The 15,027-nt window shown below is 71.4% G+C and carries 16 protein-coding genes; 6 read left to right on the top strand and 10 right to left on the bottom strand.

Annotation, left to right across the window (positions count from 1 at the left end; genetic code table 11):
- The 3 genes from OZN99_RS11985 to OZN99_RS11995 all read left to right on the top strand — a co-directional run.
- A partial coding sequence (locus OZN99_RS11985; RefSeq protein ID WP_270935457.1) for a PDZ domain-containing protein occupies positions 1-288 on the top strand: 288 nt, incomplete at its 5' end.
- A 167-nt stretch (positions 289-455) separates the two neighbouring features.
- Positions 456-1,178 (top strand): hypothetical protein, encoded by a 723-nt coding sequence (locus OZN99_RS11990; RefSeq protein ID WP_270935458.1) that lies wholly within the window; start codon positions 456-458, stop codon positions 1,176-1,178.
- A gap of 23 nt (positions 1,179-1,201) precedes the next feature.
- Positions 1,202-1,351 carry a hypothetical protein gene (locus OZN99_RS11995; protein WP_270935460.1) on the top strand — a complete coding sequence of 50 codons (150 nt, stop codon included), beginning with the start codon at positions 1,202-1,204 and terminating at the stop codon, positions 1,349-1,351.
- A 34-nt stretch (positions 1,352-1,385) separates the two neighbouring features.
- On the opposite strand, the gene OZN99_RS12000 is transcribed toward OZN99_RS11995, so the two are convergent.
- From OZN99_RS12000 to secB, 5 genes are all read right to left on the bottom strand, one after another.
- Positions 1,386-4,583 (bottom strand): chemotaxis protein CheB, encoded by a 3,198-nt coding sequence (locus OZN99_RS12000; protein ID WP_270935461.1) that lies wholly within the window; start codon positions 4,581-4,583, stop codon positions 1,386-1,388.
- A gap of 434 nt (positions 4,584-5,017) precedes the next feature.
- The gene (locus OZN99_RS12005) at positions 5,018-6,619 is read right to left on the bottom strand and encodes an ATP-binding protein (protein ID WP_270935462.1); all 1,602 of its coding nucleotides are present in this window, start codon (positions 6,617-6,619) and stop codon (positions 5,018-5,020) included.
- Positions 6,620-7,062: 443 nt separating this feature from the next.
- Positions 7,063-7,506 carry a helix-turn-helix domain-containing protein gene (locus tag OZN99_RS12010; RefSeq protein ID WP_270935463.1) on the bottom strand — a complete coding sequence of 148 codons (444 nt, stop codon included), beginning with the start codon at positions 7,504-7,506 and terminating at the stop codon, positions 7,063-7,065.
- 217 nt (positions 7,507-7,723) lie between these two features.
- Complete coding sequence (gene lnt, locus OZN99_RS12015; RefSeq protein ID WP_408611831.1) at positions 7,724-9,301, bottom strand: apolipoprotein N-acyltransferase; 1,578 nt, start codon at positions 9,299-9,301, stop codon at positions 7,724-7,726.
- Positions 9,298-9,795: a protein-export chaperone SecB gene (secB, locus tag OZN99_RS12020; RefSeq protein WP_270935464.1), complete on the bottom strand. Its 498-nt coding sequence runs from the start codon at positions 9,793-9,795 to the stop codon at positions 9,298-9,300. The genes lnt and secB overlap by 4 nt, the downstream gene beginning before the upstream one ends.
- A 179-nt stretch (positions 9,796-9,974) precedes the next feature.
- Here secB and OZN99_RS12025 point away from each other — a divergent pair, with 179 nt between their 5' ends.
- Positions 9,975-10,703, top strand: coding sequence for a DUF1194 domain-containing protein (locus tag OZN99_RS12025; RefSeq protein ID WP_270935466.1), 729 nt, complete (start codon positions 9,975-9,977; stop codon positions 10,701-10,703).
- A 68-nt stretch (positions 10,704-10,771) separates the two neighbouring features.
- Positions 10,772-11,005 carry a hypothetical protein gene (locus OZN99_RS12030; RefSeq protein ID WP_270935467.1) on the top strand — a complete coding sequence of 78 codons (234 nt, stop codon included), beginning with the start codon at positions 10,772-10,774 and terminating at the stop codon, positions 11,003-11,005.
- 6 nt (positions 11,006-11,011) lie between these two features.
- Here OZN99_RS12030 and OZN99_RS12035 read toward each other — a convergent pair whose 3' ends face one another.
- Positions 11,012-11,425 (bottom strand): DUF3775 domain-containing protein, encoded by a 414-nt coding sequence (locus OZN99_RS12035; RefSeq protein WP_270935468.1) that lies wholly within the window; start codon positions 11,423-11,425, stop codon positions 11,012-11,014.
- Positions 11,426-11,571: 146 nt separating this feature from the next.
- On the opposite strand from OZN99_RS12035, the gene OZN99_RS12040 reads away from it, so the two are divergent.
- The gene (locus OZN99_RS12040) at positions 11,572-11,808 is read left to right on the top strand and encodes a hypothetical protein (RefSeq protein WP_270935469.1); all 237 of its coding nucleotides are present in this window, start codon (positions 11,572-11,574) and stop codon (positions 11,806-11,808) included.
- A 5-nt stretch (positions 11,809-11,813) separates the two neighbouring features.
- Here OZN99_RS12040 and OZN99_RS12045 read toward each other — a convergent pair whose 3' ends face one another.
- The 4 genes from OZN99_RS12045 to OZN99_RS12060 form a co-directional block, all read right to left on the bottom strand.
- The gene (locus tag OZN99_RS12045) at positions 11,814-12,644 is read right to left on the bottom strand and encodes an aldo/keto reductase (protein ID WP_270935470.1); all 831 of its coding nucleotides are present in this window, start codon (positions 12,642-12,644) and stop codon (positions 11,814-11,816) included.
- Between the two features lie 73 nt (positions 12,645-12,717).
- Positions 12,718-13,737 (bottom strand): WD40 repeat domain-containing protein, encoded by a 1,020-nt coding sequence (locus OZN99_RS12050; RefSeq protein WP_270935471.1) that lies wholly within the window; start codon positions 13,735-13,737, stop codon positions 12,718-12,720.
- Complete coding sequence (locus tag OZN99_RS12055) at positions 13,737-14,708, bottom strand: CobW family GTP-binding protein (protein ID WP_270935472.1); 972 nt, start codon at positions 14,706-14,708, stop codon at positions 13,737-13,739. The genes OZN99_RS12050 and OZN99_RS12055 overlap by 1 nt, the downstream gene beginning before the upstream one ends.
- Positions 14,709-14,778: 70 nt before the next feature.
- Positions 14,779-14,910 carry a hypothetical protein gene (locus OZN99_RS12060; RefSeq protein WP_270935473.1) on the bottom strand — a complete coding sequence of 44 codons (132 nt, stop codon included), beginning with the start codon at positions 14,908-14,910 and terminating at the stop codon, positions 14,779-14,781.
- Positions 14,911-15,027 lie beyond the last annotated feature (117 nt).

Raw genomic sequence — 15,027 nt, forward strand, 5'->3', positions numbered from 1 at the left:
ATCGGCGTCGCGCTGGCGCCCCTCACGCCGCAGCTGCGTCAGTCGCTGCGGCTGCCGGAGGATGCGAAGGGCGCCGTGGTGCAAGGCGTGGAGCCGAATTCCCGCGCCCAGGCGGCGGGGCTGCGCCCGGGCGACGTCATCGTCGGCGTCGGCACCGCCAGCACCGAGGACCCGGAGGCGGTGGTCCGCGCGGTGCGGGAGGCGCATGCCGATGGCGGCGCGGTGGCGCTGCGGATCCTGCGCGACGGCCGCGCGGCCTTCGTCGCGGTGCCGGCGCCGCAGGCCTGACAGGCACGCCGCAGGCGTGAAGCAGAGGGGCGGGCGTCGGCTGTCAGATGAGCAACGCCACGCCCGCGTTCCGCCGCGCGCGATGCGGCCGCGCATAAGTGATGGGGAAGCATCGCGGAAAGATCCCATATCTTCGTGATCAGGCGGGACGGCAGGTTGCACATCAGATGACGACCTTCATGACCCGCCATACCTTTGGCGAGTTGTCGCTGCTGCGCGACAGGCTCATCCGGGATGGCTACGGCGTGCCGGCTGGCGATTGCGCCGGCGTTGCCGGACTCTTCGTGCCCTGGAGTGGTGCGCAACTCGCCTCACGCGGTGGAATCTACTGGGTCGGTGCCGGAACCGAAGGCGACTACGGCGCCGCAGGCGACCAGGGGTTCGAGGCGTGCCATGAACGTGCCGCGCACCTCTGCGATCGTGGCCAGCATGGCAGCGCTCACACGCCGACCTGGATGTTCCTGGATGGGCTGACCCGCGGACTGCTCGGCGGAGCCTACGACACGACCGCTGCGCGCTGGGGATGGTCGAACCTGCTGAAGATCGGCTGGAGTGCCGGACGGCCGGAGGAGTGGCCGTCCGCGCTCGTGGAGCGCCAGCAACAGGCCTGTGCCCTGGCACTGCGGGAGGAGCTCGCGTGCCTTCGCGACACGCTCGTCTTCGTCGCGTCACTCGACGACTTCGGCATCCTGGGCGAGGCGCTGGGGGGCGTGCCCGCCTGGCACGGGCGCGACGAGGCGACCGGCCTCTGGTGGTACCGCGATGAGGCATCCGGCAACCTCGTCGTGCATGGCTGCGATCCGGCCGCGGCGCGGCGTGGGCAGTTTGCCGAAGCGGCGCTGGACAGGACGCTGATGCTTGCCGGCAACCTGCTGACGCGCCGCGACTGAATGCCGTAGGGCTTTTGCCAGCCGTGGCGGCACGGATCGTGGATGCCGAGCGCCACGCCGATGTGGCCATCCATGCGATCGGCGTGGTCGCTGCACTCGCGGGTGCTGTCGCCCTTCCTGCGGTCCTGTCGCGAGGCGCCATTGCCGCGTCGGTCGCCGCCGGGGCGCCGTGAGGCGCCGCACGGCGGGCGAGCCGGCCTGCATGGTTCAGTGCAGCGCGGGCTCCCCGCGCGGGGTCGCGCCGCCGGACCGATGCCCCCTGGCGGCCTCGGCAAGGACGGCGCGCGGCAGGACGATGGTGGCGACGAGGCCCTCCTCGCCGAAGGTCATCTCCAGCGTCCCAGCAAGGTCGTGCCGGACTTCGCGCTCGATGAGTTCCGAACCGAAGCCCTGTCGCGTGGGCGCCGGGTCGGGCTTCGGGCCGCCGGTTTCCGTCCAGCGCAGAACGAAGCGCGGCTCGCCCCCGCGCGTCTCCTCGGACCAGGCGATCGCGACACGGCCGCCCTCGGCGCCGAGGGCACCGTGCTTCGCGGCGTTGGTGGCCAGTTCGTGCAGCACCATGCCGAGCGCAAGCGCGGCCCTCGGCCTCAGATGGACGGAACGCCCGAGCGTCGTCAGGCGGCCCGCACCAGGCGCATAGGGCTCGAGCTCCTTCCTGATCAGATCCATGAGCGGGACCTCGGCCCAGCCGCCGATGGAAACCAGCTCATGCGCCCGCGCGAGGGCGCGAATCCGGCCTGCAAAGACGGCGCCGAAGTCCTCGAGGCTGGTGGCGCGACGGAGCGTGTGGGCCGCGACCGCGGAGACCACCTGGAGCATGTTGCGGACCCGGTGGTTCAGCTCGTCCACGAGGCTGCCGAGGATCTCGCCCTCGACGACCTTCGTGACGTCGAAGAAGGTCACCACGACCCCGTCCACATCCCCGGACGCAGTGGTGTAGGGCAGGATGCGCATCAGGTAGTGGGCGACGCCGTTCCGGGCCGTGACGCGCCGCTCCGCCGGGGTCCGCTCTTCGATGACGCGCCGCGCGTCCAGCCCGACCTCCACGCCGTCGAGATGGCTGGCGAAGCTGCTGAGGGACCGGCCCCGGTCCGCAGGCACGAGGTCGAAGATCGCCGTCACGGCAGGCGTGAAGCTCCGGATCGCCAGGTTGCGGTCCAGGAAGACCGTCGCGACCTGCGTGCTGTCGAACAGGTTGCGCAGGTCGGCGTTGACGCGATCCAGTTGCTCGATCTTGGTCGACAGCTCGAGGTTGCTCGTCCGCAGCTCCTCGTTGACGGATTGCAGCTCCTCCTTCGAGGTTTCGAGCTCCTCGTTGATGGACTGCAGCTCCTCGTTGACGGAAACCATCTCCTCGTTGGCGGATTTCAGCTCCTCGGTCGCGGTCTCGTACTCCTCCGCCATGGACTGGAGCCGCTCCCGCGTCTCCCGCAGCTCCGCTTCGAGCCCCTCGACCAGGTGCTCGCCTGACGAGGAGGGGGCGCTGATGGTTGCCGCCTCGGCGCCGCGCTCCTGCGCGGCCCCTTGCTCAGCGAAGGCGACCAGGTAGAGCGGGTCCAGGCCGTCCCGCTGCGGCAGGGGCGCCACCGTGAGGTCGACGCACAGTGTCGTCCCTTCGTCGTCGAACGTGATGCGGGGGCGCACAACCGGTCGTCGCGTCTCCACCGCTTCCCGCAGCGCCGCGCGCAACTCCGGGCGGAGGCCCCGCCGCGCCAGCGAGACGAGGTGGTGGCTGGGGGGGCCGGCAGGCAGCTCCAGGTAGCGGGACAGGCGGGTGGTGGACTGGTGCACGATGTTGCCCTCGCCGTTCACCAGCAGGTGCGGCGGCGCGAACAATTCGGACGCGAAGGCGGAGGCGATCTGCTGCAGTTCCCACGTCCTCCCGCCGTACGGCGGCCGGGGCGGGGCGGGTGGGTGCCAGTGCCGCCGGACCGTGAAGGACCCGGGTTGCAGCCGCGGCACGCCGACGGCGGCCGCGCCTTCGCGCTTGCGGAAGATTCGGTGGGCCTTGTCCACCGGCGCGAACAGCTCGGGGTGGCGCGTGACCGTCTCCGCGACGCCCAGGAACAGGAAGCCGGAAGGGCGCAGCGCGTAGTGGAACAGCGGGATCACCTGCTCCTGCAGCCGGCCACCCATGTAGATCAGCATGTTCCGGCAGGACACCAGGTCGATGCGGGAGAAAGGAGCGTCCCGGATGACGTTGTGGCTCGAGAACACGCAGAGCTCGCGGGTCTCCGGCCTGATCGTGTGGAGCGCACCATCGGACAGGAAGAAGCGCGCGAGCCGTTCCGCCGAGACGCCCGCCATCATGGACTTGGGATAACGGCCGAGGCGCGCGACGGAGAGGGCGGGATCGTCGATGTCGGTGGCGAAGATCTGCACGCGCGGCGGCGTCGGGATCCTTGCCATCTGTTCCTGCGCGAGGATGGCGAGCGAATAGGCCTCCTCCCCGGTTGCGCAGCCCGGGACCCAGATGCGCACCGTGTCGTCCACGCCCCTGCCGGCGAAGATGGCCGGCATGACCTTGGCCTCGAGTGCCTCGAAGGCCTCGGCGTCGCGGAAGAAGCCGGTGACGCTGATCAACAGGTCGTGAAAGAGCCGGCCCACCTCGTCGGCATCCCGCCGCAGCAGGGCGACGAAGGCCGGCAGGTCGGGAACGCCGGTCGCCTGCATGCGGCGTTGCACGCGCCGGAAGAAGGTCTTGTCCTTGTAGTCGGAGAAGTCGTGGCCCGTGGTGCCGCGAAGGATGTCGCAGATGACCCGCTGCGTGCTGGCGAGGGCGTCCGCGTCGGAGGCGGCTGGTTCCTCGAAGGCGGCGGGTTGCTCCAGGATGGCCGCAAGCCGGCCGGGCATGCTCTCGACCGGAATCACGAGGTCCACGACGCCGGCCGCGACGGCGCTGCTCGGCATACCGGGATAGCGCGGCGCCGTGCCGTTGGAGCCCTGCGCCATCGTCAGCCCGCCCGCCTCCTTGATGGCCTTCAGGCCGAGACTGCCGTCGCTCCCGCTGCCGGACAGGACGACGCCGATTGCCTCCTCGCGCTGGTCCACGGCCAGCGAGGCGAAGAAGAGGTCGATCAACTGGCGCTCCCGCGCTTCGGACCCTGCCTGCGGCCGCAGGACGAGCCGCCCCTCGGCCAGGGTGATGACGGCGTCGCGCGGCGCGACGTAGGCATGACCCGGCTGGAGCGCCCCACCGTCCCGCATGGGCAGGACCGGCATGGCGGTGCATTTCTGCAGGATCTCCGGCAAGGCGCTTTCGTGGCCGGCGCCCAGATGGGTCACCACGACGAAGGCCATCGCCGGCGCCGGCGCCGGCATCGCGCGGAAGAATTCCTGCAGCGCCTCGACGCCGCCAGCGGATGCGCCGATCCCGACGACGGGAAATCGGTCAGTCGTGGGCATGCTGGCCCTCCAATGCGGCAGGCGCGAGACCTCCGGAAAGGCGCCGCCCGGCTCTGCACCTGCCACCGCCGCCTTCCCCGGCTAACACGCCCGATGCCCAAGCAGCCACTTACGCTTGAACAAAATCAAGCCTCGAAGACCGAGGCTTGAGATCACCGGTTCACCATGGGCGTTTCGCGTCTGCTCCGCGCGCCGTGGTCGCGTCGCCGGCTGGTCCTGCGCGGACAGGGGGCGCGGCGTAAGCGCGCCGGACTCTTGCTATCCGAGGGACAGGAGCCGCAGAGCCACGAGCGAAACCGCCAGGACGGAGCATGACTTGACGATGAGCGCGGGGAGCGGCGCCCCCTGCATCCTGGTCCAGCCGGACGCGGCGAAACCGGGTAATGATTGGATGATGGCCATCGGTGAACCTAGCACGGTACGCAGCGCGTCCCCTAGCACCAAGGCAACGTCGGCCTGTGGCCGGCCGAAGACGCGGGGGATGGCTCGGCCATGCTGCGCTCAGCGCCATCCGACGCGGGTGGCCCGCCGCTCTGTGGCTCTGGCGTTCCGGCGGTGGACCGCAATGCGTCCGCGACGGCAGCAGCAAGGTCGGACTCCGCATAGGGCTTCGCGAGCACCGGCGCCTCGATCGCGGGCGCCGAACCGGTCGCGAGATCCTCGCTGTAGCCGGTGGCGAACAGCACGCGGAGGCCGGGCGACGCCCCGCGTGCCCGTTCCGCGAGCATGAGCCCGTTCATGCCGCCTGGCATGGCGATGTCGCTGAACAGCAGGTCCACCGCCGTCCGGTCTGTCCCGGTCAGCATCGCGAGCGCTTCCTCCCCGCTGCGCGCGGCGAGGACGCGGTAGCCGAGCGCCGTCAGATGATGGACGGCGAGGTCGAGCACATCCGCCGCATCGTCGACGACGAGGATCGTGGCGCCCGCAGCGGCCGGGCCGCGTGCCGGCGGCGCGGCCTCGCCGGGCTCGGTGCCGCCTGCAGGAAGCGCTGGCAAGAAGAGCCGGACCGTCGTGCCGTGGCCAGGCGTGCTCTCGATTTCGATGTGTCCTCCCGACTGGCGGGCGAAGCCATGCACGGTGGCGAGGCCCAGCCCGACGCCCCTGCCGGGCTTCGTCGTGAAGAAGGGCTCGGCGGCACGCGCCAGGACCTCGGGCGTCATGCCTTGGCCGTCATCCTCGACCACGAGCTCGGCGTATGTTCCGGGCTTCACCGCCCCTCCGGCGGATGCGGACTGCCTCCGCTCGACGTTCGTGGTCCGAGTCCGCACGGTCACGCAGCCGCCGGACGGCGTGGCGTCGCGCGCATTGGTCAGCAGGTTCAGCAGCGCGGCCTCAAGCTCCGCGAGATCGACCATGCAGGGAGGCAGCAGCGGGTCGAGATCGTAGCGCAGCGCGGTCTCGCCGCCCGCGGCGCGCGCGAGGGCCTCGCCCAGATGCGAGAGCGTGGCGTTGAGCGCCACCGCCCGTGGCTGCAGCCGCGACCGGCGCGCGAAGGCCAGGAGCTGGCGCGTCAGCGCCGCCGCGTACTCGCCGCCGCGGCGTGCGCGGTCCAGCGCCCGTCGCGTCTCCTGCTCGTCGGCCAGCCGCGTCTCGACGCGCCCGAGATTGCCGAGCACGACATGCAGGGCGTTGTTGAAGTCGTGCGCCAGCCCGGCAGCGAGCTGCGCGACCGCCTCCAGCCGCTGCGCCTTGTGCAGGGCCTCGTCCGCCTCGTGACGCTGCGTGATGTCGATCTGCGAGGCAAAGAAGTAGTCCGCCGCGCCATCCGGCCCGAAGACGGGCGCGATGAAGACGGCGTTCCAGAACAGCGACCCGTCGCGGCGCCTGTTGAGGATCTCGACGGCCACCGGACGCTCCTCGTCCAGCGCCTCGCGCATCTGCCGCACCGCCGCGGCGTCGGTCCAGGGACACTGCATGAAGCGGCAGTTCCGCCCGACGACCTCGGCTTCCGCATAACCCGTCAGGTCCAGGAAGGCCTGGTTGGCGAAGACGATGGGATGATCGGGCCGGCGTGCGTCGGTGAGCACCATCGCCATGCGGGTGGCGGCCGCGGCTGCGGCGAAAAGGCCGCCCCGCGCGTCGAGCCCCGACGGCGCGGCCTGCCGAGGCGCCGAGCAGTCGCCTCCTTCTCGATCCGCCATGTGCCGGGTGCCATTCTTGTGTGTCCCGCCAACGCGCGGGATTCGTCCGAGGTCCTTCCGGCAGCTAACGCCGGAGGCCGCAAAGTCAGCGATGCCGCAGAAGTTTGCAGCGCCTGTGGGGCTGGCCGACGCCGGGACGCGGCTTAGCCGTCTCCGCGACGGTGATGGCGGGTGATGGCGAAGGCGACCGCGCCGCAGCCACCGCCCCGAGAACCTGCCGGGGGGGGGCGGGGACCGGCGCGGGTGCGGCACCAGACGGTGCCTGCGTCGCAGCGCCGACCGTGGCCGGCTTGCGCTCTGGGTCAGACGGGCCCGCCGGGGCCGCGCGGCACCCCGCCCTATTCGACGGGCGCGAGGCTCTTGATCAGCTCGAAGACGCGCTTGCGGACGGACGGATCGGTGATCCGGTAATAGGCCCGCACGAGCTCCAGCGTCTCCCGCCGGTGCAGCGTGTCGTCCTCGAACCCGTCCTGGGCCTCCTGGAAGCCGCTGTAGCGGCGGTGCCGCTCGCCGCCCATCTCGACCGGCATGTCGTCGAAGAAGAAGCCGATCGGCACGTCCAGCACGCGCGAGAGGTCGAACAGGCGGCTCGCGCCGATCCGGTTCACGCCGCGCTCGTATTTCTGCACCTGCTGGAAGGTGAGGCCGAGGGCCTCGCCCAGCTTCTCCTGGCTCATGCCGAGCAGCGTACGCCGGAGGCGAACCCTGCTGCCGACATGCACGTCGATGGGGCTCGGGCGGTGTTCGCGCTCTGCCCGGTCCACGACGTCATCACTCGCCATGGCCACGTCTCCGAACTCCGTCGCCCCAACCATGCCACCCTGCCCGTTCACCATCGCGGTTTACGCCGTCTTGGCGAGGGCTCGGACGTAGGCGCCATCAAGGCACAACCGCGCCGACCGGCAAGAGGGGTATGCGGTTGGTCACCAGTTGTCAACTCTTTTGATTAATCTCAGTTTTTGACAGCAACCGCAGGCTGCATAAGGGGTTGCGGTTAGTTCATTCCGCCATGGCACGCTTGGTACGCGCGGCCGCGATGGCCGCCAGGATCAGCGCGCCGGCGACCAACCCGACCGGGATGGCGAGGCCGCTGCGCGCGATCGGCGTGGCGGAAGCGGCGCGCGGCAGCGGGGCCAGAACGACGCCGCTCTCGGCGAGGCCCATGGAGGCGACGGTGCGCCCGCGCGCGTCGAATACGGCGGAGATGCCGGTCTGCGCGGCCCGCACCAGCGGCAGCCCTTCCTCCACCGCGCGCAGCCGCGCGGCGGCGAGGTGCTGCCAGGGCCCGGCGGAGATGCCGAACCAGGCGTCGTTGGTGATGTTGACCAGGAAGCCGGGGCGGTCCGCCGGCGTCACGGCACCGGGGAAGATCACCTCGTAGCAGATCAGCCCGGCGAAGCTCGGCAGACCGGGCAACGCCACGCTGCGCAGCCCGGGGCCGGCGCTGAAATCCAGCGCGGTATGCACCAGGCGCACCGGCAGGATTCCGCGCAGCGGCATGTACTCGCCGAAGGGCACCAGATGGGTCTTGTCCACGGCATCCAGCATCCGGCCGCGGGGATCCAGCGCGACCATGCTGTTCCACACCTGCCGCGCGCGGCCATCGGGCCCGAAGGCGACGCGCACCGTCCCTGCCAGCAGCATGCCCGTGGCCGGCAGCGGCTGCGTGGCCAGCCGTGCCGCCTCAGGGTCGTTGGCCAGGAAGAAGGGGCTGGCGGTCTCCGGCCAGACGACCAGGATCCGGTTGTCCGGCGCCTCCTCCTCCGCCAGGCGGACGCCCTGCGCGGTGAGGTCGATGTAGCGGCGGAAGATCGGCCAGCGGGTGTCCTCCCGCCACTTGGTCTCCTGCGCGATGTTGCCCTGCACCAGCACCAGCGTGACCGCGTGCGGCTCCGGCTCCTCCGCCAGCAGGCGCAGCAGGCCGAACAGGCCGAAGGCCAGCACCGCCGCGCCGCCGCCGAGCCAGCCGCGCAGCCCGGCCAGCGGCGCCAGCGCCAGCAGCACGGTCGCCAGCGTCAGGCCGTGCACCCCGATCCAGGCGGCTGCCTGGATCGGCAGCGCGCCGAAGGCCCAGACCGTGCCGAGCAGGTTCCAGGGGAAGCCGGTGAACAGCACGCCGCGCAGCATCTCGGCCGCGGTCCAGGCGGCGGCGAAGGCCAGAACCCGCGGCCAGCCCGGCGGTGCGAGGCGCGCCGCCAGCGCCGGCAAGACGGTGAAGGCACCGAGCGGCAAGGCCAGGGCCGGCACCGCGATGGGCACCAGCCACCAGAACCGCTCGACTTCCGTCAGGATGGCGTTGGTCAGCCAGTGCAGGCCGGCGACGTGGAAGCCCCAGCCCCAGGCCAGCCCGACCCAGGCGGCGCGCCGCGCGCTCGGCGCCGCGGTCGCCATGACGAAGAGGGCGGGCAGCGAGACCAGCAGCACCGGCACGATGTGCACGGGCGGCAGCGCCAGCGCCGCGATCGCGCCCAGCGCGAAGGCGAGCGTCAGCGCCCGCCAGAACCCCGCGCCGTCCAGGTGGCGGGTCAGCCTGGCGCGCCACCCCGGCCGGGTGGCGCGGCGGAGCAGCCCGCTCAGGCGGTGCCGACCTGCTGGCCCTGGGCGCGGCGGCTCTGCCAGAGCGCGACGAAGTCGATGGGCTGCAGCAGCACCGGCGGAAAGCCGCCGTCGCGGGTCACGTCGGCCAGGATGTTCCGCGCGAAGGGGAAGAGGATGCGCGGGCACTCCACCAGCAGGACGGGTTCCAGCATCTCCTGCCCGACATTCACGGTGAAGACGCCGCAATAGGCGAGTTCCGCGATGAAGCAGGGCGTCTCGCCGGCCTTGGCGTCGGCGCGGATCTGCAGCGAGACCTCGAACACGTTGTTCTGCCCCTGCACCGGCCGCGCCTGCACGTCGAGCGAGAGGTCCACCCGCGGCTGCTCCCGCAGGGTCACGAAGATCTCCGGCGCGCCCGGCACCTCGAAGGAGAGGTCGCGCGTGTACTGGATGTTCAGCTGCAACGGCGCCGCTGGCTGGCCATTCGGCCCCATGGGGGGGATGGGCGAGGAGGGGGCAGGCTGGTCCGACATGATGGGCATTCCGCTGCGCGTCGTGGGGCGCCCGGCTAGCACGGCCACACCGATCCGGCCAGCGCCGGCCCCGGGCGCCCCCGGGCGCAACCCGTCCGCGCGACGACAGCAGGACGCCCTTGAACCGGCAGGCCCGGTTGCGGTTCCATGTCGGTTCCGGTGGACACGGGAGGCCGCGCATGCGCCGCAGGACCCTTCTCACCGCGGCCGGTGCCGCGGCGCTCGCCCAGCCTGCCAGCCGCGCCCGCGCCGATGAACCGGTGGATGTCGCGCTGATCCTCGCCGTCGATGTCAGCCGCTCGATCGACGAGGACGAGGCCCGGCTCCAGCGCGAGGGTTACCGCGGCGCGATCACCGATCCGCGCGTGGTGGAGGCGATCCGCGGCGGCATGCTCGGCGGCATCGCCATCGCCTACACGGAATGGGCCGGCATCGAGTTCCAGCGCCTGGTCATCCCCTGGACACGCATCGGCAGCCAGCGCGACGCAGACGGCTGGGCCGAGACGCTGGCCCAGGCGCCGCGCACCTCGCTGTCCTGGACCTCGATCTCCGGCGGCATCGAGCATGCGCGCCGCGTCATGGCGGAGTGCCCGCACGAGGCGACGCGCAAGGTGATCGACGTCTCCGGCGACGGGGTGAACAACAGCGGCCCGCCCGCCGAGCAGGCGCGCGACCGCGCGGTGGCCGAGGGCATCACCATCAACGGCCTGCCGATCCTGAACGACCGCCCGACCTTTGGCCGCCCGCCGCCCATGCCGCTCGACCAGTATTTCCGGGAGAGCGTGATCGGCGGCGCCGGCGCCTTCGTCATCGCGGCCGAGGATTTCGAGGCCTTCGGCAACGCCGTCCGCCGCAAGCTGATCCGCGAGATCGCGGGGCAAGGCGGGCCGGTGGTGGAGCACGCCTGACGCTGCGCGTCCTCGCCCGCCTCTGGCGCGGCGACCTGCCGCTCGCCGACGCCTTCTGGAACTGGGCGGTGATCGGCGGGTTCGTGGTGAACCTGGCCTGCACGCTGCTGTCCCTGGCGCTGGTCGTGCAGGGGCAGCCACTGGCGGCCCTGCTGGCCGGCCATGGCCTGTCGGTGCCGTACAACCTGGTGGCAGGTGTCGGAGTCTGGCGATCCGCGGCGCGCTACCGCGGGCCACCGGGCCTGGCGGCCGCGGCGCGGTTCGTGGCGACGGCCGGGCTCGGCATCCTCAGCATCGTGTGAGCGGCCCTATCGCTCGACATCCTCGATGCTGAGGCCGAAGGCCGCGACGCCTTCGGCCAGCAGGTCGCCCAGGTTGTCCATCGCCAGCAAGTAGTCCGCCGGATCGCGGCCCTCGTTCCGCTCGGCCGCCAGGGCGCGCGCCTCGTCCCACTCCTCCGGGCCGTAGTCGCCGCGGCCGGTCCAGGCCAGCGCGATCAGGCTGGCCTGCTCGTCCTCGTTCAGCTCCGCGATGAAGGCGCGCAGGCTGTCCTCCGTCATGTCGTCGGGCGTCTCCTCGAGCAGCGCGGCCTCGCTGTTCTCGTCCTCGCCGGTGGGGTCGGTGCCGGCCTCCTCCTTGCCCTGCAGCGCGCGCGCATGGTCCACGATGGCTGCCACCGCCTCGAGGCTGATGCCGAGGTCCACGTCGTCGTCATCCGGCATGCCTGACATCCGGCCCTCCTTCGGCTGGTTGGCGCATTAGACCAGGGCGCGCGCAGCGGTTCCACCGGGCCGCGAAGATTCCATGCCCGGCAACGCGGCGCCTGGGACGCGCGTTCGGCACCGCACCCTGACGGAGCCATGCGCGCATGCGGGTGCTTCTGCTGATCCTGGCCGGGCTATCCGCCACGCCGGCCGAGGCCGGCGACGATGCCGGCATGGCGATGATCGTGCCGCAGGGCGGCTGCGAGGCGCCGGCGCTGGGTCCCGCGGGGACGTTCCGCGAGGTGCAGAACGCCGAGGCGCCGCCGCCCTTCCGCCGCGCGCTGCTGGCCTGCGAACCGCTGGGGCAGGGCCCCGCCAAGCGGCCGCTGCGGCGCACCTGATCCGGTCAGCCGTTCACCCAGTCGGGCGCCAGGCCGGCCGGATCCACGAAGCGGCGGTCTTTCGGCAGCGTCGCGATCGCCGTCAGGTCCTCGGCGTCCAGGCGCAGCGCCAGGGCGCCGAGATTCTCCTTCTGTCGCGCCGGGGATGCCGCCTTCGGCACCATCGCCACGCCGTCCAGCGCCAGCAGCCAGGCCAGCGCCACCTGCGCCGGCGTCGCGCCGTGCTTCGTCGCCACGCGCCGCAGCGCCGGCTGGTCGAGCCCGCCGCCCTTGGCAAGCGGCGAATAGGCGGTGAGCGCCATGCCGTTGGCGCGCGTGATCTCCAGCAGGCGCGACTGGTCGAGCTGCACGTGGAATTCCACCTGCAGGCAGGCGAGGCCGACGCCGCGCTCGATCGCGCGCCGCAGCAGGCGCGGCGGAAAGTTCGACACGCCGATCGCCTTGGCGCGGCCCTCGGCGCGGATCGCGGCGAGGCCGTCCAGCGCGTCGGGCAGGTCGAGCTGCGGGCTGGGCCAGTGGATCAGCAGCAGGTCCACGTAGGGCATCGCCAGCCGCGCGAGACAGGCGTCGAAGGCGCGGCGGATCGCGGCGCCGTTGGTCTTGTCGTTCCAGATCTTCGTGGTGACGAAGACGTCCCCGCGCGGCAGCCCGGCGGCGGCGATGCCGGCGCCGACCGCGTCCTCGTTGCCGTACATCTCCGCCGTGTCGATGTGGCGGTAGCCGAGCGACAGCGCGCTCTCCACCGCCGCCTGGCAGTCGCGGCCCTTCATCGGCCAGGTGCCGAGACCGATGCGCGGCATGCGCATGCCGTGGGCTTGGAGCGTGGGGATGGTCATCGATGGATAGCCTCCGCTGGCGGTTCGGCCCCCACCCCGACCCTCCCCCGCATGCGGGGGAGGGAGGGAATGGCTAGCGCTTCGCGAGGTCGATCAGGCCGGCATGGCCGGCCTCGGTGCCGAAGGCGAGCAGCGCGCCGTTCGGGCTCCAGGCCAGCGCGCTGACCGGGCTGCCGGAGGGCGGCGCGACGGGCACCACCTTGCCGCTCGCGACCTCCGCGATCAGCACCAGGCCGTCGCCGAAGCCGGCGGCCACCACCTCGTGCTGCGGGTGGCAGGCGACGGCGCTGCACAGCACCTGGTCGCCGCCGGCGAGCTCCGTCGGTGCCTTGCCCATGGGTCCGCCGCCGAAGAACGGCCAGAGCACCACGGATTCCGCCCCGCTGGTCGCTAGCCAGCGGCCCTTCGAGGTGAAGGCGAGGCTGCGCGTCTTGCCGGGATAGCCGGACATGCGCATGTGCTGGCCGTCGGTCAGGCGCCAGCCATGCAGCGAAGGCTCCTGCATCGCCGTCACCACATGCGTGCCGTCCGGCGAGAAGGCGATGGCGTGGTGGCTGCCCTTCCACTCCAGCACGCGCGGCTTGTCCTCCTTCGCGCCGACGAACCAGAGGGAGGCGCCGTTGTAGTGGCTGGCGGCGATGCGCTTGCCCTTGGCGTCGAAGACGATGCCGCCGACCGAGGAGGGATGCGTCAGCGTCTTGAGCGGCCCGCCGGGGCCGAGGACGTGCACCGCCTTGCCGACGCCTGCGGCACGCAGCCCGGTCTCGTGCGCGGCGACGTGGTCGATCCACTTGCCCTTGTAGTCGGCGATCACCTGCGTCGCGCCATCGGGCGCGGTCCGCACCAGCTTCCCGTCGTCGCCGCCGGTCAGCCAGCCATCCTGCATGTCGCCGCAGGCCGACAGCACGGCGCCGTCATGCGCGGCGACAGTGGCCCAGTCGCCCTGCATCCCGGCGGGATGCAGCGTGCCGTCGGCCAGTGCGAAGGCCAGGCGGTCGCGCGCGTCGAACACCGCGCCGACGACCCAGGCGCCGAGCTCCTCCGCGCGGCCGCGCGTGGCGAGGAGGAAGTCGGCTTCGGCGACCTCGGCCATCAGGCTTCCACCTGGCACGCCTCGAAGCCGCGGCGCAGCTGCGGGCGGTTCAGGTCGCGGCCGATGAAGACGATCTTCGACTTCCGCGGATCGCCCTCCTTCACCTCGCCGATGTAGTCGCCGTCGGCGATCATGTGCACGGCCTGGAAGGCGAAGCGGCGGTTGTCGCCGGCGTAGTACAGGATCCCCTTGGTGCGCAGCAGGTCCTGGCCCTTGGACTGCAGCAGGTTGCTGATCCAGGCGTTGAACTTCTCCGCATCGATCGGCTTCGAGACCTCGAAGCTGACGCTGTTCACCTCGGAATCGTGCTCGTGGTGGTCCTCGCCGGAGAGGAAGTCGGGCTCCTTCTCCAGGATGCGCTGCAGGTTGAAGGCGTCGCGGCCGATCACGCTCTCCAGCGGCACGTCGGACTTGGTGGAGCGGCGGATCTCGGCATAGGGGTTGATCTGCTTGATCAGCCGCTCGACCTCGTCGGCCTCCTCCGCGCTGACCAGGTCCATCTTGTTCAGCACGATGATGTCGGCGAAGGCGATCTGCTCCTGCGCCTCGCTGCTGTCCTTCAGCCGCGCGGGCAGGTGCTTGGCGTCCACCACGGTGACGATGGCGTCGAGCTTGGTGGCGCGCTTCACGTCCTCGTCCACGAAGAAGGTCTGCGCGACGGGGGCGGGGTCGGCGAGGCCCGTGGTCTCCACGATGATGCCGTCGAAGCGACCCTTGCGCTTCATCAGCCCGCCGATGATGCGGATCAGGTCGCCGCGCACGGTGCAGCAGATGCAGCCGTTGTTCATCTCGAACACTTCCTCGTCGGCATCCACCACGAGGTCGTTGTCCACGCCGAGCTCGCCGAACTCGTTGATCACCACGGCGAACTTCCGGCCGTGGTTCTCCGACAGGATGCGGTTGAGCAGCGTCGTCTTGCCGGCGCCGAGATAGCCGGTGAGGACGGTGACGGGGATCTGGGATTCGGACATGGGAGGGGTCCCGAGGGGATGTGCTGGCCGCGTTATATGGTAACGGCGCGTCGCTTCCACCCCGGATGTCCTAATCCGTGAGCCGCCAGCGGCGCATGTCTCCCTCCATCAGGCGATGCGCCGCCAGCAGGTAGCGCCGCAGCGAGGGGAACAGCGCATCGCAGCGCAGGAACCGCGCGTGGAACAGCAGGGTTTCGGACAAGGGGCTGACCTAGCTAAGGCTAGGACTGGGGTTCTGAAGCTTGTCCTAGGCCAGTCCAGTTGGCGAGGGTGGAGAGCAGACGGCGGGGTGGGGCGTAGTTGAAGCGCCATTCGCATT

It is taken from the genome of Falsiroseomonas oryzae, from assembly GCF_027856955.1.
Classification (GTDB): domain Bacteria; phylum Pseudomonadota; class Alphaproteobacteria; order Acetobacterales; family Acetobacteraceae; genus Falsiroseomonas; species Falsiroseomonas oryzae.